Origin of the sequence: Pseudomonas viridiflava, assembly GCF_900184295.1 — a bacterium.
GTDB lineage: Bacteria > Pseudomonadota > Gammaproteobacteria > Pseudomonadales > Pseudomonadaceae > Aquipseudomonas > Aquipseudomonas viridiflava.
Window position 1 is genome coordinate 1,168,466 of sequence record NZ_LT855380.1, and the last position, 24,420, is coordinate 1,192,885.

The window sequence follows — 24,420 nt, forward strand, 5'->3', positions numbered from 1 at the left end:
AAGCGGCCCATGCCATGATTAAACAACGCACCCTGAAAAATATTATCCGTGCCACAGGTATAGGCCTGCACTCCGGGGAGAAGGTTTACCTGACCCTCAAGCCTGCACCTGTGAATACCGGCATCGTGTTTTGCCGAGCCGACCTTGATCCTGTCGTGCAGATCCCTGCGCGTGCGGAAAACGTCGGTGACACCACTCTGTCGACCACACTGGTCAATGGTGATGTCAAAGTTGACACGGTGGAACACCTGCTCTCGGCCATGGCTGGCCTTGGCATCGATAACGCCTACGTCGAGCTCTCTGCCTCCGAAGTTCCTATCATGGACGGCAGCGCAGGCCCATTCGTATTCCTGATTCAATCGGCTGGCCTGGAAGAACAGGACGCGCCGAAGAAATTCATCCGGATCCTGCGGGAAGTCACAGTGGAAGAGGGCGGTAAACGCGCTACTTTCGTGCCTTTCGAAGGGTTCAAGGTCAGTTTCGAGATCGATTTCGATCACCCCGTCTTCCGTGACCGCACCCAGAGTGCAAGCGTGGACTTTTCCAGCACTTCCTTCGTGAAGGAAGTGAGCCGTGCCCGGACCTTCGGGTTTATGAGTGACATCGAGTACCTGCGCAAGCACAACCTCGCACTCGGCGGCAGTGTGGAAAATGCCATTGTGGTCGACAAGGAAGGCGTATTGAACGAAGACGGCCTGCGGTACGAGGACGAATTCGTCAAACATAAAATCCTGGATGCCATCGGTGACCTCTACCTGCTGGGCAATAGCCTGATCGGTGAGTTCAAGGGCTTCAAGTCGGGGCATGCACTGAACAACCGCCTTCTGCGTGCGCTTATTGCGCAGACAGATGCCTGGGAAGTGGTGACCTTCGAGGATGCCAGTACGGCACCTATTTCTTACATGCGCCCTGTCGCGGCCGTGTAAGCAAGCTTTACTCTCTTTCCTTTTGTTCTTTAAAGGCTGCCCTCGGGCGGCCTTTTTTTATTGGATTGGTAGGGCGCTCAGGCGGCCACTTGCTTATTTGCGATCCCTGGCGTGACTGGCCAACCGCTCGAGTGCGGCGCGCAGCTTGGGGTCGGTGATGCCGTCGGCGGTGGCCTGGATGTTTTCAGCCGCAACCGTGGACAGGTCGATGGTGTGCGTCGCCGCGCCGCGTGGCGACGCAGGTGGCTGAACCTTGAACACGATCCGGGTCAGGTTGATGAATTCATCGAACGCGACCAGTTGTCGGTGCAGGCGCTTTTGCTGATAACGCAGACGGGTGGCCCAGTGACCGTCCGTCACGATCAGCAACAGGCTGCCTTCCCGCCACGACGCCACATGGCAATGCTCGCGGGCAGCGGGTTGCAACTGGCTCTCGACCAGGCGTTGAAGGTGGCTCAGGCGTTCGGCGTGCCGAAAGATAGCCTTCAAAGGCTTGGCTTCGCGCAGCAGCACTGCAGGCGCACGAGCATTCAGAGGACGAAAAGCCATGGGGAGGTGCCTTGGTGACAAGGCGCTCATCTTAACAGAAAGCATTGTAACGGCTGCTTTCAGAGGCCTTTCCGTGCTTTCATATGCAAATCAATGAGTAACTTCCCCGTTTTGCGGGTTGAAGTGCTTGAAAATGGCCCCATTGTAAATCTGCCCCGTCACAGCGCTGTGCCAGCATCGTGGAATAACGCCACTTTCCTCACCATCGTTTCCGGGTAGAATGCTCGTTCGCATGCAGCCATCAGGGCTGCACGGGCGACTCACGGGGCCGCCCTCCATTCCTATGTGTGGAAGATCCTGTCGATATGTTTGCGCCTTTGTTGAAAAAACTTTTTGGAAGCAAGAACGAGCGTGAAGTCAAACGCATGCTCAAGACGGTTCAACTCGTCAATGCCTTCGAAGAGCAAATGGTGGCCCTTTCGGACGAGCAATTGCGCGCCAAGACCGAAGAGTTCAAGGCCCGCATAGCCAAAGGCGAGACCCTCGATCAACTGCTGCCGGAAGCATTTGCCGTTGCGCGTGAAGCGGGCAAGCGTGTCATGGGCATGCGCCACTTCGATGTTCAGCTGATCGGTGGCATGACCCTGCATGAAGGCCAGATCGCCGAGATGCGTACCGGTGAAGGTAAAACCCTCGTCGGCACCCTGGCGGTCTACCTCAACGCGCTGTCGGGCAAAGGCGTTCACGTGGTTACCGTGAACGACTACCTGGCACGCCGCGACGCCAACTGGATGCGTCCGCTGTACGAATTCCTCGGTCTGACCGTAGGCATCGTCACGCCATTCCAGCCGCCGGAAGAGAAGCGCGCAGCCTATGCCGCTGACATCACCTACGGCACCAACAACGAATACGGCTTCGACTATCTTCGCGACAACATGGCGTTCAGCATGGACGACAAGTTCCAGCGCGAACTCAACTTTGCCGTGATCGATGAAGTCGACTCCATTCTGATCGACGAAGCGCGTACGCCGCTGATCATTTCCGGTCAGGCTGAAGACAGCTCAAAGCTGTACACCGAAATCAACCGACTGATCCCCAAGCTCGAGCAGCACATCGAGGAAGTGGAAGGCCAGGTCACCAAGGCCGGTCACTTCACCGTTGACGAGAAGACCCGTCAGGTCGAGCTGAACGAAGCCGGTCACCAGTTCATCGAAGAAATGCTCACCGAAGTCGGCCTGCTGGCTGAAGGCGAGAGCCTGTATTCGGCGCACAACCTGGGCCTGCTGACTCACGTCTATGCCGGTCTGCGTGCGCACAAACTGTTCAATCGCAACGTCGAGTACATCGTCCAGGACGGTCAGGTGCTGCTGGTCGACGAGCACACCGGTCGTACCATGCCGGGCCGTCGCTTGTCCGAAGGCCTGCACCAGGCCATCGAAGCCAAGGAAAACCTGAACATTCAGGCCGAAAGCCAGACCCTGGCGTCGACCACGTTCCAGAACTACTTCCGTCTGTACAACAAACTGTCCGGCATGACCGGTACAGCCGACACCGAAGCGTTCGAATTCCACCAGATCTACAACCTGGCCGTGATGGTCATTCCGCCGAACAAGCCACTGGCGCGCAAGGACTTCAACGACCTCGTCTACCTGACGGCGGAAGAGAAGTACGCGGCCATCGTGACCGACATCAAGGCCTGTCTGGCGGAAAACCGTCCGGTGCTGGTGGGTACGGCGACCATCGAAACCTCCGAGCACATGTCTCGCCTGCTGAATGCCGAAGGCATCGAGCACAAGGTTCTGAACGCCAAGTTCCACGAAAAGGAAGCGGAAATCATCGCTCAGGCCGGTCGTCCGGGTGCGTTGACCATCGCCACCAACATGGCCGGTCGCGGTACTGACATCCTGCTGGGCGGTAACTGGGAAGTCGAAGTCGCCAATCTGGAAGACCCGACACCTGAGCAGATCGCACAGATCAAGGCCGACTGGCAGAAGCGTCACCAGCAGGTCATCGAAGCGGGCGGTCTGCACGTAATTGCCTCCGAGCGTCATGAATCGCGCCGTATCGACAACCAGCTGCGCGGTCGCGCCGGTCGTCAGGGCGATACCGGTTCCAGCCGCTTCTACCTGTCGCTGGAAGACAGCCTGATGCGTATCTTCGCCTCTGACCGGGTGAAGAACTTCATGAAGGCGCTCGGCATGCAGTCCGGCGAAGCCATCGAGCACCGCATGGTGACCAACGCCATCGAGAAAGCGCAGCGCAAGGTCGAAGGTCGCAACTTCGACATTCGCAAGCAACTGCTTGAATTCGATGACGTAGCCAATGAGCAGCGCAAAGTGATCTATCACATGCGTAACACGCTGCTGGCTGCGGACAACATTGGCGACACCATCGCTGACTTCCGTGCTGAAGTGCTCAACAACCTCATCAGCCAGCACATTCCGCCACAATCGCTGCCCGAGCAGTGGGATGTTTCGGGTCTGGAAGCTGCACTGAACACCGACTTCGCCGTGAAGCTGCCGATTCAGCAGTGGCTCGACGAAGACGATCACCTGCACGAAGACAGCCTGCGCACCAAGATCATGGATCAGTTGCTGGTCGCCTATAACGAGAAAGAAGATCAGGCCAGTGCCGAAGCGCTGCGCTCCTTCGAGAAGCAGATTCTGTTGCGCGTTCTGGACGACCTGTGGAAAGACCACCTGTCGACCATGGATCACCTGCGTCACGGTATCCACCTGCGTGGCTACGCCCAGAAGAACCCGAAGCAGGAATACAAGCGCGAGTCGTTCACCCTGTTCCAGGAACTGCTGGACTCGATCAAGCGCGACACCATTCGCGTCCTGTCCCACGTTCAGGTTCGCCGCGAAGACCCCGAGGAAGAAGAGGCGCGTCAGCGTCAGGAAGCCGAGGAGTTGGCCAAGCGCATGCAGTTCGAACACGCTGAAGCCCCGGGTATCGATCAGCCTGCGCTGATCGAGGAAGAGGGCGAGACCGTTGCCGTCGCAACTACACCGGTTCGCAACGACCAGAAACTGGGTCGCAACGAGCTGTGCTGGTGTGGTTCGGGCAAGAAATTCAAGCACTGTCACGGCCAGATCAACTAAGGCCCTGACACTGTAATACCCGCGCCGCGACCGGCTTGCCCGTCGCGGCGTTTTTTCATTGAATCGCCGTACCGATGCGGGCGGCGCATACACCCCACGAGGAGCACCCCGATGGCTGTTGGTCTTGGTCCGTTGCCTACGCTGCACCCGGTTCCCGGTTTTGAACTTGGCATCTCTTCTGCCGGCATCAAACGCCCGGGTCGCAAGGATGTCGTGGTCATGCGCTGTGCCGAAGGCTCGAGCGTTGCCGGTGTGTTCACGCTGAACGCGTTCTGTGCCGCTCCGGTCATTCTGGCCAAGCAGCGCGTGCAGGGCACCGTGCGTTACCTGCTGACCAACACTGGCAACGCCAACGCAGGTACCGGCGAGCCCGGTCTGGCTGCTGCGCGCCGTACCTGCGAAAAGCTTGCCGAGCTGACCGGTGTCGATGCGTCTGCCGTACTGCCTTACTCCACCGGTGTGATCGGTGAGCCACTGCCTGTGGAAAAGATCGAAGGCGCGCTGCAAGCGGCTCTTGACGATCTGTCTGTGGATAACTGGGCGGCGGCGGCCACCGGCATCATGACCACCGATACCCTGCCAAAGGGCGCGAGCCGTCAGTTTCAGCACGACGGCGTGACCATCACCGTGACCGGCATCAGCAAGGGCGCGGGCATGATTCGTCCAAACATGGCGACCATGCTCGGCTACATCGCGACCGACGCCAAGGTTTCCCAGAACGTGTTGCAAGACCTGATCCGCGACGGCGCGAACAAGTCGTTCAACCGTATCACCATCGATGGCGACACCTCGACCAACGACTGCTGCATGCTGATCGCCACCGGCCAGGCCAGTCTGCCTGAAGTGACCGAAGCCAAAGGCCCGTTGTTCGATGCCCTGAAAAAGGCCGTGTTCGACGTCTGCATGGAAGTCGCCCAGGCCATCGTGCGCGACGGCGAAGGTGCGACCAAGTTCGTCACCGTTGAAGTCAATGGCGGCGGCAATCATCAGGAATGTCTTGATGTCGGCTACGCCGTTGCTCACTCGCCACTGATCAAGACCGCGCTGTTCGCCTCCGATCCGAACTGGGGTCGCATTCTGGCCGCTGTCGGCCGTGCAGGCGTTCCGGACCTGGACGTGAGCAGGATCGACGTGTTCCTGAGCGGTGTGTGCATCGCAAGCAAGGGCTGCCGCGCCACGACCTACACTGAAGAGCAGGGCTCGGCGGTCATGGCTGAAGAGGAGATCACCATCCGCATCGAGCTGGGCCGCGGTGATTGCAGCGAAACGATCTGGACCACCGACCTGTCCCACGAGTACGTGAAGATCAATGCGGAATACCGCACCTGATTCATTCCGGCGCGGGCGATCGCTCGCCTGCGCCATTCAACGGAGTTGAACATGAGCCTGCACCTAATCATCGGCGACAAACGCTATTCCTCCTGGTCGCTGCGTCCCTGGCTGGTGCTGGAGATGACCGGCGCGCCGTTCACCGATCAGGTCATCCGTCTTAACCTGCCTGACACCCGCGAGAACATCCTCAAGTATTCGCCTACCGGCAAAGTGCCTGCGCTGCAGTGCGAGCACGGCACCATCATCGATTCGCTGGCGATCTGTGAGTACCTGGTCGAGCGTTTCCCGGATGTCGACCTTTGGCCGCGTGATATCTCTGCACGAGCCCAGGCGCGTTCTGCCTGCGCCCAGATGCACAGCGGCTTCATGAGCCTGCGTTCCAACATGCCGATGGACCTGCGTCAGGATCAGGCGCTGGAAGTCATTCCGGTCGATACCCAGGCCGACATCGAGCGCATCGTCGCGCTGTGGGCTGAATGCCGAAAGGCAGCCAGGGAAGACGGGCCGTTCCTGTTCGGCCGTCCGAGCATTGCCGATGCGTTCTTCGCACCTGTCGCGATCCGCCTACGCACGTATCGCGTGGCGTTGCCCGACGAGGCGCTGGCCTACATCGAAACCATTTACCAATGGCCTGCCTTCCAGCGCTGGCAGCAGGCTGGTCTAGAGGAGTCCTGATCGTGAAACGCATTCACGTGGCCGCTGCCGTCATTCGTGGCGCCGACGGCAAAATCCTGATCGCCAAAAGGGCCGACAGCCAGCATCAGGGCGGTCTGTGGGAGTTTCCCGGCGGCAAGGTCGAAGAGGGCGAAGCCGTCGAGACTGCGCTGGGACGCGAACTGCAGGAAGAGCTGGGCATCATCGTCACGGCGGCGCGTCCACTGATCAAGATTCAGCATGACTACTCGGACAAGCATGTGCTGCTGGATGTGTGGGAAGTCTCGGCGTTCACTGGCGAACCGCACGGTGCCGAAGGTCAGCCGCTGGTCTGGGCGTCTTCCCGTGAACTGGCCAATTACGACTTTCCGGCCGCCAACCGGCCGATCGTCGCGGCGGCGCGTCTGCCGGGCGAATACCTGATCACCCCGGAAGGACTGGACAACATCGAAGTCCTGCGCGGGATTCAGAAAGCCGTTGCGGGCGGCATCAAGTTGGTCCAACTGCGCGCGCCGGGCGGCTACGACCCGAAGTACCGCGACATGGCGGTGGACGCTGCCGGTCTGTGTGCAGGCAAGGCGCAACTGATGCTCAAAGGACCACTGGAATGGCTGGGTGATTTCCCGTCCGCCGGTTGGCACCTGACGGCCGAGCAGCTGCGCAAATACGCCAGCCGTGGACGGCCGTTTCCAGAGGATCGCTGGCTGGCCGCTTCCTGTCACAACGCAGAGGAATTGGCGTTGGCAGAACAGATGGGCGTGGATTTCGTGACCCTGTCCCCGGTGCAGCCAACCTTGACGCACCCCGATGCTCAGCCATTGGGCTGGGAACAGGCCGCACAGTTGATCACAAGCTTCAGCAAGCCTGTTTACCTGCTGGGCGGCGTGGGACCTGCCGAAAGGCAGAAAGCATGGGAAAACGGCGCTCAGGGCGTTGCAGGAATACGGGCGTTCTGGCCTGAAGAGCTCTGATGGCCCTGGATCATTGATCGCTCCTGCGTCCGCTCCCGAATGTGACGCAAAGCGTCACGGGATGCATGCGCACGCGGAGTAATGGCACGATCATCAACCTCACACTGATCGTTCCCACGCTCTGCGTGGTAACGCCGCTCAGGACGCTCCGCGTCCGCTCTCGAATGCGCTCAGAGCGGGCACGATCATGCCTTACTCCGGCTTCGGCGCAGGCTGCCACAGGATTTCGGCTACGCCTTGTCGCCGGGCAATGACCCGGGCGGCGACGAACAGCAGGTCCGACAATCTGTTGATATACGCCAGGCCAGAGCCTTCCAGTGGTTCGACCGCATTCAGATGCTGGCAGCGACGCTCGGCACTGCGGGCCAGGCTGCGGCACACATGAGCGTGTGCAATCAGCGCTGAACCGCCGGGCAGGATGAAGTTTTCCAGCGGCCCCAATTCCTCGTTCCAGACATCAATCGCCGCCTCGAGACGTTCGACCTCAGCGCTGTTCAACGCCTTGTAGCTTGGCATCGCCAGCTCACCGCCCAGATCGAACAGACGGTGCTGACAAGGCGCCAGAACATCGATCACTTCGTTGAGCCCGGACACACTCGGTGCCAGTTCGATCAGCCCGGCCAACAGCAGACCAAGCTGGCTGTTGAGGGTATCGACTTCGCCGATGGCTTCGACGCGTGGGTGGTCCTTGGACACCCGGCGACCGTCGCCCAGTCCGGTTTCCCCGGCGTCGCCGGTACGTGTGTAGATTTTCGACAAACGAAAGCCCATTCAGTGGCTCCTGGTCATAGCTTGGAAATAACCTGTTGCTGCACATTCACCTGATTGGCGATCAGCGGCAGGCGCAGCGTGAAGCAGGTTCCATTGCCGACGGAAGATTGCACTTCCATCTGGCCCTTGTGGTTGTTGGTGATGATGAAGTACGACACCGACAGGCCCAGTCCAGTGCCCTGACCGATCTCCTTGGTGGTGAAAAACGGCTCGAAGGTGCGTTTGCGCACGTTTTCGGACATGCCGATGCCGTTGTCTTCCACCTGAATTTCGGCCCATGGCGGATTGAGTCGGGTGCGCAGAATGATGCGTCCCTCATCCTCTCCATCGGGCCGTTGATGAATCGCCTGAGCGGCGTTTTTCAGCAGATTCAGCAGCACTTGTTCCAGCTCGTTGGCAATGCACGGCACCGGCCCCAGCTCCGGATCGAACTGGCGGATGATGTGCTGGCCCTTGAAATCAAAACCGATGGTCAGGTCAAAGTCGTTGCTGGCGATTTCCACAGCCTGATCGATCAGTGCAGGCAAGTCGCAGGGCGAGAGCTGACGGTTACTCAAGCGGCTGAAGTTGAGCATGTGACTGACAATCTTCGCGGCTCGCGCACCTGCCTGCTGAATGCCATCCAGCAGTTGCGGCACTTCGCGGCTGGTCAGGTAGTTGTTCACTACGGCCAGGTCGATCCCGTCGGTTTCGGCCTGCTCGATGTTCTTCGGCAGGTCCGGCGACAGACGTCGGCGGATGTTCTGCACGTTATGCAAGATCGCGCCCAACGGATTATTGATTTCGTGGGCCATGCCTGCTGCGAGGCCGCCAACCGAAAGCATTTTTTCCGACTGCACCATCATTTCTTCCAGCGAGATGCGCTGAGTGATGTCGTCGATCCGGATCACCACCCCACGGCCTGCGTCGCCGGTCAGCGGGTAAAACGTCAGCGCGTAATGGCGAGACTCGTCGTTCTTGATCCAGGTCACGCGCTCGATCTTGGTGACACTGTGTCGTTCAACGGTGTGTTTGATCTGCGGCAGAAACGAGCGCATCGGCTCGAAAGCGATGAAGATCGGCTGGTTCATCGCCTCGTCCAGGGTTGTGCCGGAAAGCGCGCTGGCTTCCTGATTCCACTGGGTCACGTACAGTTGCTCGTCGAGCGCGATCATGGCCGAGGGCATCGAGTCGATGATGCTGTTGAGGTAGTTCTGAAAGCCCGTGAGCTTCTTTTCGATCTTGCTGCGCACCTGAACTTCGAGCTCGAGCTTGCGATTGGTGTGCCGGGTTTCCTCGGCCAGACCCTGCGCCTGATCATAGGCTTCCTGAGAATCGTCGCGGGCGCGTTTGAGCTGCTGCTCGCGCGCTTCGATACGCGACAGCATGGTGTTGAAGGCTTCAGCCAGGCTGCCGATTTCATCCTCGTTGCCGGGCTCGGCGCGCAACGCGTAGTTCTCTTCGCGGGTCACCTGACGGGAAAGCTCTTCCAGTTGGTAGATGGGCTCGGTGATCAGGCGACGAATCTGCCGCGCCACGACCAGCCACAGCAATACGCTGAACACCAGAATCCCCAGGCTGGCAGTCAGGGTGCCTGTATAAAACGCAGGCGGTAGTTCGCTGCTGGCGACCAGCAATAGATGGCCAGGAGGTTGCTCGCCTTTGGGTACGGTGATGACCTGCGTGCTACGGAACTCGGTCAGGCGCCAGCTTTCAAGGTCCTTGAAATGATGTGGCAACTCAAGCCCTTCGCCTTGCTGCACTTGCCCCAGGCGTTCGCCATCGTTGTCGTAAATGGCCGCCGCGCGCAACGGACCGTAGCTTTTCAGCTCCCTCAGCAATGCACGTGCGTCGTCGGGTGAATTCAGTGCGTTTTCATTGAGGTTGGCGCTGCTGATCAGACGGCCAATGGTCTGCAAGGCCTGCGGCGCCATGGCTTCCTGGGAAATGTAATAGGCCGCGCTGATGAAGGTCAGGTTGGCGACCAGCAGGACGGTGGTCATCAGAACCAGCAGGGCAGCCAGCAGCTTCTGGCCGACAGGCAGGTTTTCCAGGCGTTGGCGCAAAGGCATGGGGCAGGTCGCAGTGGCAGGTGGAACAAGCAGGGTAGCGCGGGCTAGTCCGTACGCAAACCCTTGCTTGCCAGATGCGTAACCAGCCTCGTCTGCAACTGCTGCAAATGCGGCACCGGGCAGTGATGGCGCTTGGCAGCGGCACAGGCGTAGCCCAGCAGGTAGCTGATTTCGGTGCGTCGCTGGTGCGCCACGTCCTGATACATCGACGAGTAGTTCGCCGCTGTGGCCTTGATGACCCGCAACACTTCGCTGTGCAGGTCAGCAGCGGCCGCCGGCTGACCGCAGCAATGCAACAGGTCGGTCAGCTCGGCGCAGAGCGTGGCGACTTCACAGTGATGCTCCAGCAGTTCGCCGTTGCGGCAATGGTGCAGCACGGTCAGTGGATTGATCGCGCAATTGAGCGCCAGCTTGCGCCACAGGCGGGTGAGGATATCCGGCGTCCACTCGTGAGGAATTGCGCTGGCGTGCAAGTCCTTCAAAAGGGAAGGTGGAGCAGGATTCGCAACATCGCCCATCCAGGTAAAGCCATGACCGGCAAACACCACCTGCCAGTCGGCCTTGCGAAACGCACCTTCGGTGCTCGAGGCGAAGATGCAACGGGCATGCGGCACTCGTGCTGCGACAGCGTCCTGACTGCCGAGACCGTTCTGCAACAGGATGACCTCGGCATCGGCCGTCAAGCGGTGCGCCAGTTGCGCCACGGCCTGTTCGGCGTCATAAGCCTTGCAGGCCACCAGCAGGCGAGCGATCGGCGCCTGATCGTCCAGCGCTTGCGCAGGCACTTGGAACGAACGGGCGACATCGTTTTCTATCAAGGTCAGGCAGCCGCCGCTGGCCTGATACGCGGCCACACGAGTGGCGTCTCGCAGCACCAGACGCACCGGCACATTCGCCCGTGCCAGCCGCGCGGCCCACAGACTGCCCAGGCTGCCTGCGCCCAATACATGCCAAGTGGTCGCCATCAGTGATCGGCCTTCAAGGACCAAAGCGGCCCTGAAGCAGTGAAATCAGTATTCGACATGAAAGGCTCACAGTGAAGGCCGGAAAAGTCTCGTTATAATGAGCGTTCTTTCATACCGTCAAGTCATGCGCGCCGTTGATTGCCGTGCGCGCCGTTCAATTGGAGAACATACATGCCCTCGTTCGACGTAGTGTCCGAATTGGATAAACACGAAGTCACGAATGCCGTCGACAACGCTATCAAAGAGCTGGATCGTCGCTACGACCTGAAAGGCAAGGGGACGTTCGAGTTCAAGGAACTGACCGTCAGCCTGACCGCCGAAGCAGACTTCCAGCTTGAAGCCATGATCGAGATCCTCAAGCTGGCACTGGTCAAGCGTAAGATCGACGCCAAGTGCCTGGAAATCAAGGATGCCTATGCGTCCGGCAAGCTGATGAAGCAGGAGGTTGTGCTGCGCGAAGGCATCGACAAGGAGTTGGCGAAGAAGATCGTCGCTCACATCAAGGAAGCCAAGCTCAAGGTCCAGGCCGCCATTCAGGGCGAGCAGGTGCGTGTTACCGGCAAGAAGCGTGACGACCTGCAGGAAGCCATCGCAGCCCTGCGCGCCTACGATTCGGGCATGCCGCTGCAGTTCAACAACTTCCGTGACTGACGATTTGCAGTGCTGACCGGGGAACCAAGGGTTGCCCGGCAAGTCCGAATCGCCCTGTGCATTGAAACGACAGCCGTTGCTGTCCATCGACGCCGGTTCGTCAGGTTAAGGAGAGAAAGATGGATTTAAACGCAGAAGTCGGTCACCTGTGGCAAGCGTCGCAGGCCTGGATTCCGATGATCATGCAGTACAGCGGCCGTCTGCTTCTGGCCCTCGTTACGCTGTGCATCGGCTGGTGGCTGATCAACAAAGTGACCGGCAAGCTCGGCGCGCTGTTGGGACGGCGACAGGCGGATCTGGCATTGCAGGGCTTCGTCAGCAGTCTGGCGAACATCATTCTGAAGATACTGCTGGTGGTCAGTGTCGCGTCGATGATCGGCGTCGAAACCACTTCATTCGTCGCGGCCATCGGTGCTGCCGGTCTGGCAATCGGTCTGGCGCTGCAGGGCAGTCTGGCGAACTTCGCAGGCGGGGTGCTGATTCTGCTGTTTCGTCCGTTCCGTATCGGTGACTGGATCGAAGCGCAGGGCGTGGCGGGTACGGTCGACAGTATTCAGATCTTCCATACGATCCTGCGTACGGGCGACAACAAGACAGTGATTTTGCCCAACGGCAATCTCTCGAACGGCATTATCACCAATACCAACCGGCAACCGACTCGCAAGGTGGTGTTTGACGTGGGCGTCGACTATGAGGCTGATCTGCAGACTGCACGCGAAGTGCTGCTGGAGTTGGCCAAGGACCCGAGGGTTCTGGAAGACCCGGCCCCTGCGGCTGTGGTGTCCACGCTGGGAGACAGTTCGATCACCGTCTCGCTGCGCATCTGGGTCAAGACGGCGGACTATTGGGACGTCATGTTCATGCTTAATGCCGAAGCCCGGGATCGTCTGAAGGCGGCAAACATCGATATCCCGTTTCCACAACGTGTGATTCGTGTGGTTCAGGAATTACCACAGGCCTGATTCGCAAATTGAGGCATAAAAAAGCCCTGACCCTTCAAGTCAGGGCTTTTTGCATTAGCTGCCCAGCGATACATTCGCGAGAGCGACGATAATGCCGACGATGGCGATCCCAGCCCCCAGTACGTTCAGAAAAAAACCGAAACGCAGTGCAGTGGATAACCTCCACGGCTTGAAGCAGAACGTATAGATGATCAGGAAAATGATCGCGAAGATTTCGAGCTGACCCAGCAGCACGATGGCACTGCCGACCGTCATCGGCTCGGCGGCGCTTGAAGCGGCATACGCCAGCACGGTCCAGACGACAGGGAACCAGATACCCAGCCCGATCAGGGCAAGCATCAGGTATTGGTTGAAGCTTGGTTTTTTTGCGGTGTTCAATGTCGTTCCTTTAGCATCGTATGCGGAAAAGCCTCGTCGGCCTCAAGGCTTGTCAATGGTCGTCGATTGAGCAGGTTCTTCGATTTTCACGCCTTTGGCGTCCTTGCTCCACTGCAGGATGATCATCACCAGCGTCGGCACGCCGAGCAGGGCGGTGATCAGGAAAAAGTTGTGGTAACCGAACTTCTCCACCATCACCCCCGAATAACCACCGATCAGGCGCGGCAGCAACAGCATGATCGAGCTGAGCAGGGCGTATTGGGTTGCCGAGAACTTGAGGTTGGTCAGGCTCGACAGGTAGGCCACGAACGCGGACGTCGCAAGGCCGGAGCTGAGGTTGTCCAATGAGATGGTCAGGATCAGCATTTTGATGTTCGGCCCCATGTCTGCCAGCAGCAGAAACAGGATGTTGGTGGCTGCCGAACTCAGGCCGCCGATGAACAGGATCGGCATGATGCCGAAGCGCACGATCAGCAGTCCGCCGACGCCTGCGCCCAGCAGTGTCATGATCAGGCCGAAGATCTTGCTCACGCTGGCGATCTGATCCTTGGTGAAGCCCTGGTCGATGTAGAACACGTTGGCCATGACGCCCATCACCGTGTCCGACATACGATAAGTAGCGATCAGACCCAGCAGCAGCAAGGCTTGCCAGCGATAGCGCATGATGAAATCGTTGATCGGTGTCAGGACCGGTGCCAGGCCGCGGCGTCCCATCGAAGACAGGCAGCCGATGGTGAGCAGGGTATAAAGGATCGCGCGCAGGAACGCCCGGTCTTCCAGCAACAGGTCCATCCAGCTGGTGTCCTGGAAGAGCACGCTGGCAAAATCGGTGTTGTAGAGCTGGGTGAACATCGCCGGTACCGACACCAGCAGCACGATCAGGACGAAGACTGAGGCCAGTTGGTGGGTGAAGCCGTAGCGCGCGGCCGACAGTTGGGTGCGCAGCGGTACGGGCGGCTCGCGCATGACCAGCGTGGTGATCAGTGCGGGCAGCATCAGCAGGCCGAACAGCACGTAAGTGCCGGTCCAGGCCGAATGCTTGTAGGCGAAGCCGGTCGAGCCGAAGCCTTCGGCAAAATACAGTGCGCCTGCGGTCGCCAGCAGGGCGGCAACGCGGTAGCCGGACATGTAGCTGGCGGCCAGCGCGGCCTGCTGGGTGTCATGGGCGATTTCCAGGCGATACGCATCGATCGCGATGTCCTGGGTCGCGGAGGCGAAGGCCACGATCACCGCGATGGCGATCAACCAGGACAGATGTTGCTGCGGATCGCAGAAACCCATGCCGATCAGGCCCAGCAGCACAAGGGTCTGGGACAGCACCAGCCAGGAACGACGACGGCCCAGTTTGCCAAGCAGTGGCAGGCGCCACTGGTCGAGCAGGGGAGACCAGACCCATTTGAAGGCGTAGGCAAGACCGATCAGGCTGGCGTAGCCGATGGTTTCGCGAGCGACACCGGCTTCACGCAACCATACGGATAACGTCGAAAAGACCAACATGTAAGGCATGCCCGCAGCGAATCCGAGCAGCAGCAACACTAAAGTCGATGGGCTGGCATATGCGGCGAGCGCGGCGCGCCAGGTTTTACGGGGCATGGGCTGGAATCTGCCTCAGGTTACGAAAACAAAGGGCGCACTCTAACCGTTGAACTACATGGGGCGCCAGCCATGACGCTGCATATCAACCCGATTGTTCAGAATGGTAAGGCCTTCGGTACGCAAACGGGCGCGCTGTTCGTCACCCGAGGGGCTGCCGGGCGGCAGACTGAGCCTGCCGCCGGCACCCAAAACACGGTGCCAGGGAAGCGTCGAACCGTCCGGCAACTGGCTCAAGGTACGGCCTACCCAGCGGGCCGCCTTGCCAAGTCCGGCCAGTTCCGCCAGTTGTCCGTAGCTGACCACTTTGCCTTCCGGCACCTGGGCCAGCGTCAAATAAAGTGCCGTGCGCCGTACGTCGGCAGGCGAAAGCCCGCTGGGGTCGTTTTGTTCTGAAACGGGGTCGCTCACACGTTTATCCTGTATAAAACGAGATTGATTGTCGTTTCCTGGAACTACAGATGGATCTGATGGTCAGTGATACCTGTGTTCGGGGGTCCGTGGACTGCCTTGACGTTTTTCCAGCGGGATGATGCCCGATTTTCCGCCAAACAGAGCCTAGTCGTCGCTTATGTTGTCCAGAACCCTTCTGTGTCTTGCCCTCACCGCCGCCTCCACTCCCTTGCTTGCCGATACCGTCTGGTTGAAGAACGGCGACAAGCTGACCGGTACCATCAAGGTTTTCGACGGCGGCAAGTTGCTGCTGCAGACCGAATACGGCGGTGCCATTCCGATTGACTGGAAAAAGGTCAAGACCCTGGAAAGCGATCAGCCGTTACTCGTCAAACAGGACCAGTACACGGGTGAAGTCGCCAAGTCACTGAAAGCATCCGATGACGGCAAGGTGATTCTCGCCAATGGCGAGGCGCCTAAAACCGTCGAACTGGCGAGCATTCAGCAGATCATCAAGCCCAAGCCGGTCATCACCGATCTGGTCTGGAAGGGCAACATCGACGCTGCGCTGGACTTCCAGCAGGCCGAGAACGACACCAATGATTACAACGTCGCCTTCAAGACATCGGCGCGTCACGGTCAGTGGCGTCATAACGCCAGAGGCGAATACAACCGCGAAACCACAGACGATGTGGTCGGCACCGACAACTGGAGCGCCGAGTACTCCATCGACCGCTTCCTGACCGAGAAATTCTTCTGGGACGCCCGCGTCACCTACAAGCGCGACAAGATCGAAGACCTGTCCCGCCAGCGTGTCGTCGGTACCGGTCCTGGTTATCAGTTCTGGGATGACGAACTGGGTGCCTTCAAGGTCGGCGCACTGCTCAACCGCACTGACTTCGAGTTTTCCAACGACGAGAAGGAAAACTTCTACTCGGTTGCCGGCACCTGGGACTACAACCGTTACCTGATCGGCAAGAAGGTCGAGTTCTTCACCAACGGCGAGCTGGGCAAACCGTTGAGTGGCGTTGCGGATTACTCGCTGGATGTAGAGGCGGGGCTGCGCTACAAGGTCACCGAGTGGGCCTCGCTTAACCTCAAGGCCGAGAAAGATGTCATCAGCGGCTCCAGCAACGGCGATGTCGACAAGACTCGCTACACCGCAGGTTTCGGCGTCGCCTGGTAAGCACGTGGGCCAGCGACGCGCTTACAGGGCGCGTCGCTGGTCAATCACCGTCTAGATTCTCATCGCGCCGTCCAGCTCCAGTATGCGCCCGCTGAAATAATCATTTTCCAGAATGTAAGCGACCGAGTGGGCGATTTCGTCCGGCTTGCCCATGCGTTTGAGCGGGATGGCAGACGTCATCTTCTCCAGCGCCTCTGGCCTCATGCTGCCGGTCATCTCGGTTTCGATGAAACCGGGTGCCACGCCTGCGACCCTGATGCCGTAACGCGCCAGTTCCCGTGCCCAAGTCACGGTCGCTGCCGCGACACCGGCCTTGGCGGCCGAATAGTTGGTCTGGCCGATGTTGCCCGCGCGTGAAATCGACGAGATATTGATGATCGCGCCCTGACTGTTCTGCTCGATCATCTTCGCGGCCACTTCGCGTGTGCACAGGAAGACGCCGGTCAGGTTGACGTCGATCACCGACTGCCACTGAGCCAGGCTCAGCTTGGTCATGACGCCGTCCTTGACCTTGACCAACAGACCGTCGCGCAGGATGCCCGCGTTGTTGACCAATCCGTGAATGGTCCCGAAATCCTCGGCGATCCTGCTCACGGTTTCCACAACCTGATCTTCGTTCGCGACGTTGCACAGGTAGGCCCGTGCCTGCACGCCTTGTGTCTGGCAGGCTGCAACCGCCTGGTCGAGTTTTTCCTGATTCAGGTCCACCAACGCCAGATTCGCACCTTTGCCGGCCAGGTATTCGGCCATTGCGCGGCCCAGACCCTGGCCTCCGCCGGTGATTATTATTAGCTTGTCTTTCAATTCCATGTGCGTGTCCAATCCGCTGATTGTCTTCACGGCATGGCTCATTCGAGATGAGTCCGAATGCCGTTGCCAGAGCACGTTATATTCTGTTTCCGCGCGTTCGTCTTCAGCTCGACGCAAACGTTTCAAGGAGTCACACGATGAGCGCGAAAGCCTCTAAGGATGCCAGGCACCTGCTGCTCAAGGAGTACAGGGCTGTCCTGTCAACGCATTCCAAGTCAATGCCGGGCTACCCGTTCGGTTCGGTTGTGCCTTACTGCCTGGATGATCGGGGGCGGCCATTGGTACTGATCAGCCGCATCGCTCAGCACACCCATAACCTGACGCTCGATCCCAAGTGTTCGCTGCTGGTGGGCGATCGGGGCGCCGAGGATGTGCAGGCGGTTGGCCGGGTGACGGTGCTGGCGCAGGCCGAAAAGCTCAGTGATCCCGTTGCGATCGAGGCTGCAGCAAGACGGTACTACCGGTTCTTCCCCGAGTCGCAGAGTTATCACACCGCTCACGATTTCGATTTCTGGATGCTTGCACCTGTTCGCTACCGGTACATTGGCGGTTTCGGCGCCATTCACTGGCTGGACGAAGTGGCGCTGGACAATCCGTTTGCCGGCAAGATCGAAACGGGCATGGTCGAGCACATGAATCAGGACCACGCCAAAGCCATTGCGCACTACGTCGAATTGTCGGGCCTGCCGCAAACCGAGCCCGCGCGACTGGTCGGTATCGACAGTGAAGGTATGCACCTGCGTATCGCGAACAGCGTTTATTGGCTGGCATTCAGCGAGCCTTGTAATACACCGACACAAGTCCGCGAGGCCTTGGTTCAACTGGCTCACGCAGAAAAATGGCCGGTAAATGACGGGAAGCACGCTTGAATTAACGACTTTCTGACATCACATACGGTCTACTTGCAAGGCACTCTTGCGCTGAGGAACTGATTTGATGCGTGTTTTTTTGCTGATGTTCTTACTTTTTCCGGTACTCGAACTGTTCATTCTGGTTCGGGTCGGCATGTCCATTGGTTTTCTCTGGACATTCCTGTTGGTCCTGGCGACATCGATGCTGGGACTTTTCGTCATGCGTGTGGCAGGTTTTGCAACGGCCCTGCGTGCCCGTGAAAGCCTGTCCCGTGGCGAGCTGCCTGCCCAGCAGATGCTTGAAGGCCTGATGGTTGCGGTAGGCGGTGGCCTTCTGCTGTTGCCAGGCTTCATCAGTGACATCCTGGGCGTGATCTGTCTGCTGCCTGTCACTCGACGGTTGCTGATCAGCAAGGTTCGTCAGCGCGCCGAGGCTCAGGCCATGCGCCAGCGCGCCTTCGCCGATGACCTGCAGAGTCGTGCCGATGAGCAGACGGCGAACAGCCGCACGCACGCGATTCACCAGCCCACCCGCGAACCCGACGTGATCGAGGGCGAGTTCGAGCACCGGGACAAATAATCCCTGCAACCCCTTCGCTGCGCGGCACCTTCGGGTGCCGCGCTCGTTTGTGGGCTCTGTCAAACTGCAAAAATTTTCTTGCCCAAGCCTTGTAATAACCTTGCTCGCCCTTATGTATGGGTCACCGCAAGGTTTCTGGCCTGATTGCCAGACCGTATTCTGCGGTTCGCGCGTCGAACCGTAACCGGCAAGTCCGGAATTTATAACAGGCCGGTGCATTCACCGGACGCTCAACAACCATAATCAGGAGATCGACAATGAAGCTTCGTCCTCTGCATGACCGCGTCGTAATCCGTCGCAGCGAAGAAGAAACGAAAACTGCCGGCGGTATCGTTCTGCCAGGTTCGGCTGCCGAAAAGCCAAACCGTGGCGAGATCGTCGCTGTTGGTACCGGCCGCGTGCTGGACAACGGTGAAGTACGTGCGCTGGCCGTGAAAGTGGGTGACAAGGTGGTGTTTGGCCCTTATTCCGGCAGCAACACTGTGAAAGTAGATGGCGAAGACCTGCTGGTGATGAGCGAGAACGAGATTCTCGCTGTTATCGAAGGCTGAGTGCTCGCGCTGATTTCCGTTACTACAAAGTATTCAAGGAATAATGATCATGGCTGCTAAAGAAGTTAAATTCGGCGATTCTGGCCGCAAGAAAATGCTCGCCGGTGTAAACGTCCTGGCTGACGCAGTAAAAGCGACCCTAGGCCCAAAAGGCCGTAACGTCATCATCGAGAAGAGCTTCGGCGCTCCGCTGATCACCAAAGATGGTGTGTCGGTTGCCAAGGAAATCGAACTCAAAGACCGTTTCGAAAACATGGGCGCGCAGCTGGTCAAAGACGTTGCTTCCCGTGCCAACGATGATGCGGGCGACGGTACTACCACCGCCACCGTTCTGGCTCAGGCTATCGTCAACGAAGGCCTGAAAGCCGTCGCTGCCGGCATGAACCCGATGGACCTGAAGCGCGGCATCGACAAGGCGACCATCGCCATTGTTGCTCAGCTCAAGCTGCTGTCCAAGCCATGCACCGACACCAAGGCAATCGCCCAGGTCGGCACCATCTCGGCCAACTCCGATCACTCCATCGGCGACATCATTGCCGAAGCGATGGAAAAAGTGACCAAAGACGGCGTTATCACCGTTGAAGAAGGTTCGGGTCTGGAAAACGAACTGTCTGTCGTTGAAGGCATGCAGTTCGACCGTGGTTACCTGTCCCCGTACTTCATCAACAAGCCGGACACCATGGTTGCCGAGCTGGACAGCCCGCTGCTGCTGCTGGTTGACAAGAAGATCTCCAACATCCGCGAAATGCTGCCGGTTCTGGAAGCTGTCGCCAAGGCAGGCCGTCCACTGCTGATCGTTGCCGAAGACGTCGAAGGCGAAGCCCTGGCGACTCTGGTAGTGAACAACATGCGCGGCATCGTGAAAGTTGCAGCCGTGAAGGCTCCAGGTTTCGGCGACCGTCGCAAGGCCATGCTGCAGGACATCGCTGTTCTGACTGGCGGTACCGTTATCTCCGAAGAGATCGGTCTGAGCCTGGAAACCACTACCCTGGAACACCTGGGTAATGCCAAACGCGTTGTACTGAACAAAGAAAACACCACCATCATCGACGGTGCTGGCGTTAAAACCGACATCGACTCGCGCATCGCTCAGATCCGCCAGCAAATCGGTGACACCAGCTCCGACTACGACAAAGAGAAACTGCAAGAGCGTCTGGCCAAGCTGTCCGGCGGTGTTGCGGTGATCAAGGTCGGCGCCGGTTCCGAAGTCGAAATGAAAGAGAAGAAAGCCCGCGTTGAAGACGCCCTGCACGCAACCCGCGCAGCCGTTGAAGAAGGCGTGGTACCTGGCGGTGGCGTGGCGCTGGTTCGCTCCCTGCAGGCCATCGAAGGTCTGAAAGGCGACAACGCCGATCAGGACGTCGGTATCGCTCTGCTGCGTCGTGCTGTTGAAGCACCACTGCGTCAGATCGTTGCCAACTCCGGCGACGAGCCAAGCGTTGTAGTCGACAAGGTCAAGCAGGGTTCGGGTAACTTCGGTTACAACGCTGCTTCCGGCGAATACGGCGACATGATCGAAATGGGTATCCTGGACCCGGCCAAGGTCACTCGCTCTGCTCTGCAGGCAGCGTCCTCGATCGCCAGCTTGATGATCACCACCGAAGCGATGATCGCTGACGTGCCTGACGACAAGCCAGCAGGCGGCGGCATGCCGGACATGGGCGGCATGGGTGGTATGGGCGGCATGATGTAAGCCAGCTTTACCCCTCAAGCGACACCCATAAAGAACCCCGCCTTGTGCGGGGTTTTTTTATGGGTTGGTGAATATATCGAATACGGCACTCAGGAAATGGAGTTGCTGCTAAATATGATTAGCCTTCAATGGCGCTAACGGAACGGCACATTAAACTTGGTAGTAAGGCAACGTTGTGAGCTCTCACGACAGAGAAGGCAATGGCGCTGTGTAACCACCGTAAGGATGTATTCCACGCTGGTGGTATTTTGAAAGCGACAGGCCCTTCGGGGATGTGGATGAAATGAAAAGCTTTATAAGGATGATAAGTTTTGCAGCGGTGCTGGCTAGCAGTGCATTGGTTTCTTCTGGCGCCTGGGCAGGAAATTGCCCACCCGGTGAAATAGAGATCTCTGGTATTGGGGGGACGATCTGTATTCCTATCTCAATGTGCGTGATCAACCCGCTGCTTTGTGGATGAGCAATACGGGGAGAGCCAGCACTGATTGGCTTCAGTGCTGAAGGCGGATTGCCTAAAATAAACCCCGCATGGTGCGGGGTTTATTGATTATCGAGTATTGTCAGGCTTGAGGTGCGTCTTGTTAGTTTGATCTACTTCTTGCGGCACACTTACGCAGTGTGACTCGGTTGTTCCTCCATGCTCTGTCAAAGATCTCTTATATTCGGGCCTGTACAAGACAAAGTAATAAACCCCCAGACAGATCAACCAGCAGAACACCGCCGTCCAGAGGTTGTGCGACAGAAAGTGCGCACCCTGCAGCATGCGACCCACCGAAAAGATCGATCCCAGCGTGAAGGCCAGTATCAGCCCGGCCTTGGCCAAGCGTGGCTTGCGGTCGCGAAACATAAAGAACAGCGCGAAGAGGGTAAAACCGGTGGCAGCATGACCGCCTGGCCAGCAGCGGCCGGGCTTGTCGGTCTCGGGACGCGGGCTGAGCAGTTCGCTGTAGGTTTCCTGGCCGCCGAACTCGGTGAGGCTCCAGGGGCACTGCACGGAGGTCACAACCTTGAGCGGAGTCACGAAACCGGTGGCTAGGGCCATCGACAGCACCAGACACCCCAGTTCGCGACGCCATGGCATCAGGCGCTCGACCTTGAAGGACGCAGCGAAGCTGATCATCGCCAGTACTCCAATCGCCATCACTACCTGTTTGGCGCGATCATGAAGCACGTCTTCCAGAAAGTAGCTGTGCCTGCCAATGAACGCACCGGCCGCCGGATCGAAAGCCAGTCTGGCAAGGTCCATGTCCACGGAGGTCAGCTCCAGCAGAGCCAGTATCAGGGCGGTGACGGCGGGTATGCCCAGGCATATCCAGAAGTTGAGCGGACGGGAGTGCGGCGGGGAGACGGCTTTCAATATGGCAAATCCGGTTTTGGTGGAATACGTACCGCAGTCATGAATTGCGGCAATTTTGTTTCGGAGTGTGTCATGTGAGTTGTGAATTCTGGATGAAAAAATCGTTAGGCCGTTTCGGCGCTGGCCCTGACGTCCACTTCGTCTTAAGCTGCGCCAGCCCAAATTGCATATGAGAGTGCTCCATGCGAATTCTTCTGGTTGAAGACAACCGCGACATCCTGGCAAACATGGCCGATTACCTGGGCATGAAAGGCTACACCGTCGATTGCGCACAGGATGGCCTCTCGGGACTGCATCTGGCCGCCACCGAACATTACGACCTGATCGTACTGGACATCATGCTGCCCGGTATCGACGGTTACACCCTGTGCAAGCGTCTGCGCGAAGATGCTCGTCGCGACACACCGGTGATCATGCTGACCGCGCGTGACCAGCTCGACGACCGCCTGCAGGGCTTTCGCTCCGGCGCTGACGATTATCTGCTCAAGCCATTCGCCCTGTCCGAACTCGCGGCGCGTATAGAGGCTGTGCTGCGTCGTGCCCAAGGCGGCGGACGTCGCACCCTGCAGGTCTCCGACCTGATCTACGACCTCGACACGCTGGAAGTGACGCGGGAAGGGCGGATGCTCAAGCTCAACCCGGTCGGGCTCAAACTGCTCGCGGTCTTGATGCAGAAGAGCCCGCATGTGCTGCGTCGCGAAATTCTCGAAGAAGCGCTGTGGGGCGATGACTGCCCTGACAGCGACAGCCTGCGCAGTCACGTGCACCAGCTGCGTCAGGTGATCGATAAACCGTTTTCCAAGCCGCTGCTGCAAACCGTACACGGTGTGGGCTACCGCTTGGCCGAGGGCCGGGATGGAGTTTAAACAGAGCCTTGCCCAGCGAATCATCATCGCGTTTGCCCTGATGAGTGCGCTGGTCGCCGGATCCTTTGCAATCGGCATTATTTCCACCGTTCACCTGGTCGAAGAAAAACTGATTTCCGCAGGCCTGGGCGGCGATCTCAACCGCCTGATGCTGATGGACAGCGTCAGCGACTGGAGCCATCGGCCCAAGCCTGACCAGTTGTTCTATTTCACCAACGGTCCTGGCGATTTCGACCTGCCCAAGGACTTGCGTCATCTCGAGCCGGGCTTTCACGAGGTGTTCCGCGGGCCGCTGTCCTATCACGCGATGATCGAAGTGGTCGATGGTCGTCACTACGCCTTGCTGCAGGACCAGAGCGATTTTGAAGAGCGCGAGCGCGTGCTGTTCGCGGTGGTGCTGGTGGGCTTTGTCCTCGCACTGGCGCTGGCCGTCTTCCTGGGCTGGGTGCTTGCCCGACGCGTGATGGCGCCGGTTGTGCGGCTGGCCCGACAGGTCCGTCATCGCGATCAGTTGTTGGGCCTTGCGCCGCCTCTGGCACCTGACTACGCCGCAGACGAAGTGGGTGAGCTGGCCGTCGCCTTCGACGCCACGCTGGGGCGCCTGCGCCAGGCATTGATCCGCGAGCGGATGTTCACCAGCGACGTGAGCCATGAGCTGCGCACGCCGCTGATGGTGCTCGCCAGCTCCTGTGAATTGCTGCTGGAGAACCCGGCACTCGACCAGCGTGCTCGCCGGCAGGTTGAGCGCATCGGCCGCGCCTGTGAAGAGATGCGTGATCTGGTCCAGACCTTCCTGATGCTCGCCCGTACCCAGCGCGAAGATCCCGCCATGACGCCCAAGGCGACGCTGGTCGGTGTTGCCGAGCAACTGATCTCACAATGGCGTGACCCGATAGAGGGCAAAGGGCTGAAGCTGACGTATAACCCGCCACCGGAAGGCCAGGTCTCTGACATCCGCTACAACGCAACCTTCCTTCACGCCGTGATGGGCAACCTGCTGCGCAATGCGCTGCATTACACCGACCACGGTTTCATTACGCTGACGCTGCAGTCCGAAAGCTTCGTCGTCGAAGACAGCGGTGTCGGTATTCCCGAAGAGAAACGTGAAGCCATGTTTGAACCCTTCGTGCGCGGCAACGAGCAGCGTGGCGAAGGTCTCGGCCTGGGTCTGTCGCTGGTACAGCGTATCTGTGCCAACCAGGGCTGGAGTGTGAGCCTGACGCCGATGGAGCCCCATGGCTGCCGCTTCAGGGTCACGCTGGACATCGTCAAAACCTGATGCCTGT

23 protein-coding genes are annotated in these 24,420 nt (G+C 58.9%); 14 read left to right on the plus strand and 9 right to left on the minus strand.

Features of this window, described 5'->3' with window-relative positions; translation table 11 throughout:
• The first annotated feature begins 14 nt into the window (after positions 1-14).
• Positions 15-926, plus strand: a complete 912-nt coding sequence (gene lpxC, locus CFBP1590_RS05630; RefSeq protein WP_029243292.1) for a UDP-3-O-acyl-N-acetylglucosamine deacetylase — start codon at positions 15-17, stop codon at positions 924-926.
• Positions 927-1,019: 93 nt separating this feature from the next.
• Here lpxC and CFBP1590_RS05635 read toward each other — a convergent pair whose 3' ends face one another.
• On the minus strand, positions 1,020-1,475 hold the full coding sequence (locus CFBP1590_RS05635) for a DUF721 domain-containing protein (protein ID WP_167383076.1): 456 nt from the start codon (positions 1,473-1,475) through the stop codon (positions 1,020-1,022).
• 305 nt (positions 1,476-1,780) lie between these two features.
• On the opposite strand from CFBP1590_RS05635, the gene secA reads away from it, so the two are divergent.
• The 4 genes from secA (at position 1,781) to CFBP1590_RS05655 (ending at position 7,476) form a co-directional block, all read left to right on the plus strand.
• Positions 1,781-4,519 (plus strand): preprotein translocase subunit SecA, encoded by a 2,739-nt coding sequence (secA, locus tag CFBP1590_RS05640; RefSeq protein ID WP_088234613.1) that lies wholly within the window; start codon positions 1,781-1,783, stop codon positions 4,517-4,519.
• 111 nt (positions 4,520-4,630) lie between these two features.
• Positions 4,631-5,848, plus strand: coding sequence for a bifunctional glutamate N-acetyltransferase/amino-acid acetyltransferase ArgJ (gene argJ, locus CFBP1590_RS05645; protein WP_029243290.1), 1,218 nt, complete (start codon positions 4,631-4,633; stop codon positions 5,846-5,848).
• Positions 5,849-5,899: 51 nt separating this feature from the next.
• Entirely contained in the window at positions 5,900-6,526 is a 627-nt protein-coding gene (locus tag CFBP1590_RS05650; RefSeq protein WP_088234614.1) for a glutathione S-transferase family protein, read from the plus strand.
• 2 nt (positions 6,527-6,528) lie between these two features.
• Positions 6,529-7,476 carry a Nudix family hydrolase gene (locus CFBP1590_RS05655; protein ID WP_088234615.1) on the plus strand — a complete coding sequence of 316 codons (948 nt, stop codon included), beginning with the start codon at positions 6,529-6,531 and terminating at the stop codon, positions 7,474-7,476.
• Positions 7,477-7,668: 192 nt separating this feature from the next.
• Here CFBP1590_RS05655 and CFBP1590_RS05660 read toward each other — a convergent pair whose 3' ends face one another.
• The 3 genes from CFBP1590_RS05660 to CFBP1590_RS05670 are packed head-to-tail and all read right to left on the minus strand — an operon-like array spanning position 7,669 to position 11,263.
• The gene (locus tag CFBP1590_RS05660; RefSeq protein WP_088234616.1) at positions 7,669-8,247 is read right to left on the minus strand and encodes a cob(I)yrinic acid a,c-diamide adenosyltransferase; all 579 of its coding nucleotides are present in this window, start codon (positions 8,245-8,247) and stop codon (positions 7,669-7,671) included.
• A 14-nt stretch (positions 8,248-8,261) separates the two neighbouring features.
• Positions 8,262-10,298 (minus strand): sensor histidine kinase, encoded by a 2,037-nt coding sequence (locus CFBP1590_RS05665; RefSeq protein ID WP_004881490.1) that lies wholly within the window; start codon positions 10,296-10,298, stop codon positions 8,262-8,264.
• Between the two features lie 44 nt (positions 10,299-10,342).
• On the minus strand, positions 10,343-11,263 hold the full coding sequence (locus CFBP1590_RS05670) for a putative 2-dehydropantoate 2-reductase (protein WP_088234617.1): 921 nt from the start codon (positions 11,261-11,263) through the stop codon (positions 10,343-10,345).
• A gap of 171 nt (positions 11,264-11,434) precedes the next feature.
• Here CFBP1590_RS05670 and CFBP1590_RS05675 point away from each other — a divergent pair, with 171 nt between their 5' ends.
• Both CFBP1590_RS05675 and CFBP1590_RS05680 read left to right on the plus strand, forming a co-directional pair.
• A complete protein-coding gene (locus CFBP1590_RS05675) occupies positions 11,435-11,914 on the plus strand; it encodes a YajQ family cyclic di-GMP-binding protein (RefSeq protein WP_004881488.1) in 480 nt (159 codons plus the stop codon).
• 119 nt (positions 11,915-12,033) lie between these two features.
• Entirely contained in the window at positions 12,034-12,876 is an 843-nt protein-coding gene (locus CFBP1590_RS05680; RefSeq protein ID WP_058431427.1) for a mechanosensitive ion channel family protein, read from the plus strand.
• A gap of 54 nt (positions 12,877-12,930) precedes the next feature.
• Here CFBP1590_RS05680 and CFBP1590_RS05685 read toward each other — a convergent pair whose 3' ends face one another.
• From CFBP1590_RS05685 to CFBP1590_RS05695, 3 genes are read right to left on the minus strand one after another with little or no spacing between them, the layout of a single operon-like run.
• A complete protein-coding gene (locus CFBP1590_RS05685; RefSeq protein ID WP_063625679.1) occupies positions 12,931-13,254 on the minus strand; it encodes a hypothetical protein in 324 nt (107 codons plus the stop codon).
• Between the two features lie 42 nt (positions 13,255-13,296).
• A complete protein-coding gene (locus CFBP1590_RS05690) occupies positions 13,297-14,847 on the minus strand; it encodes an AmpG family muropeptide MFS transporter (protein ID WP_004881485.1) in 1,551 nt (516 codons plus the stop codon).
• Positions 14,848-14,901: 54 nt separating this feature from the next.
• Positions 14,902-15,258: an MGMT family protein gene (locus CFBP1590_RS05695; RefSeq protein WP_057407935.1), complete on the minus strand. Its 357-nt coding sequence runs from the start codon at positions 15,256-15,258 to the stop codon at positions 14,902-14,904.
• A 160-nt stretch (positions 15,259-15,418) separates the two neighbouring features.
• Here CFBP1590_RS05695 and CFBP1590_RS05700 point away from each other — a divergent pair, with 160 nt between their 5' ends.
• Positions 15,419-16,426 carry a DUF481 domain-containing protein gene (locus CFBP1590_RS05700; protein ID WP_043304909.1) on the plus strand — a complete coding sequence of 336 codons (1,008 nt, stop codon included), beginning with the start codon at positions 15,419-15,421 and terminating at the stop codon, positions 16,424-16,426.
• 51 nt (positions 16,427-16,477) lie between these two features.
• On the opposite strand, the gene CFBP1590_RS05705 is transcribed toward CFBP1590_RS05700, so the two are convergent.
• Positions 16,478-17,236 carry an SDR family oxidoreductase gene (locus CFBP1590_RS05705; RefSeq protein WP_029243280.1) on the minus strand — a complete coding sequence of 253 codons (759 nt, stop codon included), beginning with the start codon at positions 17,234-17,236 and terminating at the stop codon, positions 16,478-16,480.
• A 137-nt stretch (positions 17,237-17,373) separates the two neighbouring features.
• Between CFBP1590_RS05705 and CFBP1590_RS05710 the strand changes: the two genes are divergently transcribed.
• From CFBP1590_RS05710 to groL, 4 genes are all read left to right on the plus strand, one after another.
• Positions 17,374-18,105, plus strand: a complete 732-nt coding sequence (locus tag CFBP1590_RS05710; protein ID WP_088234618.1) for a HugZ family pyridoxamine 5'-phosphate oxidase — start codon at positions 17,374-17,376, stop codon at positions 18,103-18,105.
• 67 nt (positions 18,106-18,172) lie between these two features.
• Positions 18,173-18,667: an FxsA family protein gene (locus CFBP1590_RS05715; protein ID WP_004881480.1), complete on the plus strand. Its 495-nt coding sequence runs from the start codon at positions 18,173-18,175 to the stop codon at positions 18,665-18,667.
• A gap of 257 nt (positions 18,668-18,924) precedes the next feature.
• Complete coding sequence (locus tag CFBP1590_RS05720) at positions 18,925-19,218, plus strand: co-chaperone GroES (RefSeq protein WP_004881479.1); 294 nt, start codon at positions 18,925-18,927, stop codon at positions 19,216-19,218.
• A 49-nt stretch (positions 19,219-19,267) separates the two neighbouring features.
• Positions 19,268-20,911 (plus strand): chaperonin GroEL, encoded by a 1,644-nt coding sequence (gene groL, locus CFBP1590_RS05725; protein WP_029243278.1) that lies wholly within the window; start codon positions 19,268-19,270, stop codon positions 20,909-20,911.
• Positions 20,912-21,458: 547 nt separating this feature from the next.
• Here the strand turns inward: groL and CFBP1590_RS05730 are convergent.
• Positions 21,459-22,271 (minus strand): phosphatase PAP2 family protein, encoded by an 813-nt coding sequence (locus tag CFBP1590_RS05730; protein WP_374729055.1) that lies wholly within the window; start codon positions 22,269-22,271, stop codon positions 21,459-21,461.
• Between the two features lie 179 nt (positions 22,272-22,450).
• Between CFBP1590_RS05730 and colR the strand changes: the two genes are divergently transcribed.
• Together colR and CFBP1590_RS05740 are read left to right on the plus strand one after the other, a co-directional pair.
• Positions 22,451-23,134, plus strand: coding sequence for a two-component system response regulator ColR (colR, locus tag CFBP1590_RS05735; protein ID WP_004881475.1), 684 nt, complete (start codon positions 22,451-22,453; stop codon positions 23,132-23,134).
• A complete protein-coding gene (locus CFBP1590_RS05740) occupies positions 23,124-24,413 on the plus strand; it encodes a sensor histidine kinase (RefSeq protein WP_058431429.1) in 1,290 nt (429 codons plus the stop codon). Before colR ends, CFBP1590_RS05740 begins: the two co-directional genes overlap by 11 nt.
• The last annotated feature ends 7 nt before the right edge of the window (positions 24,414-24,420 follow it).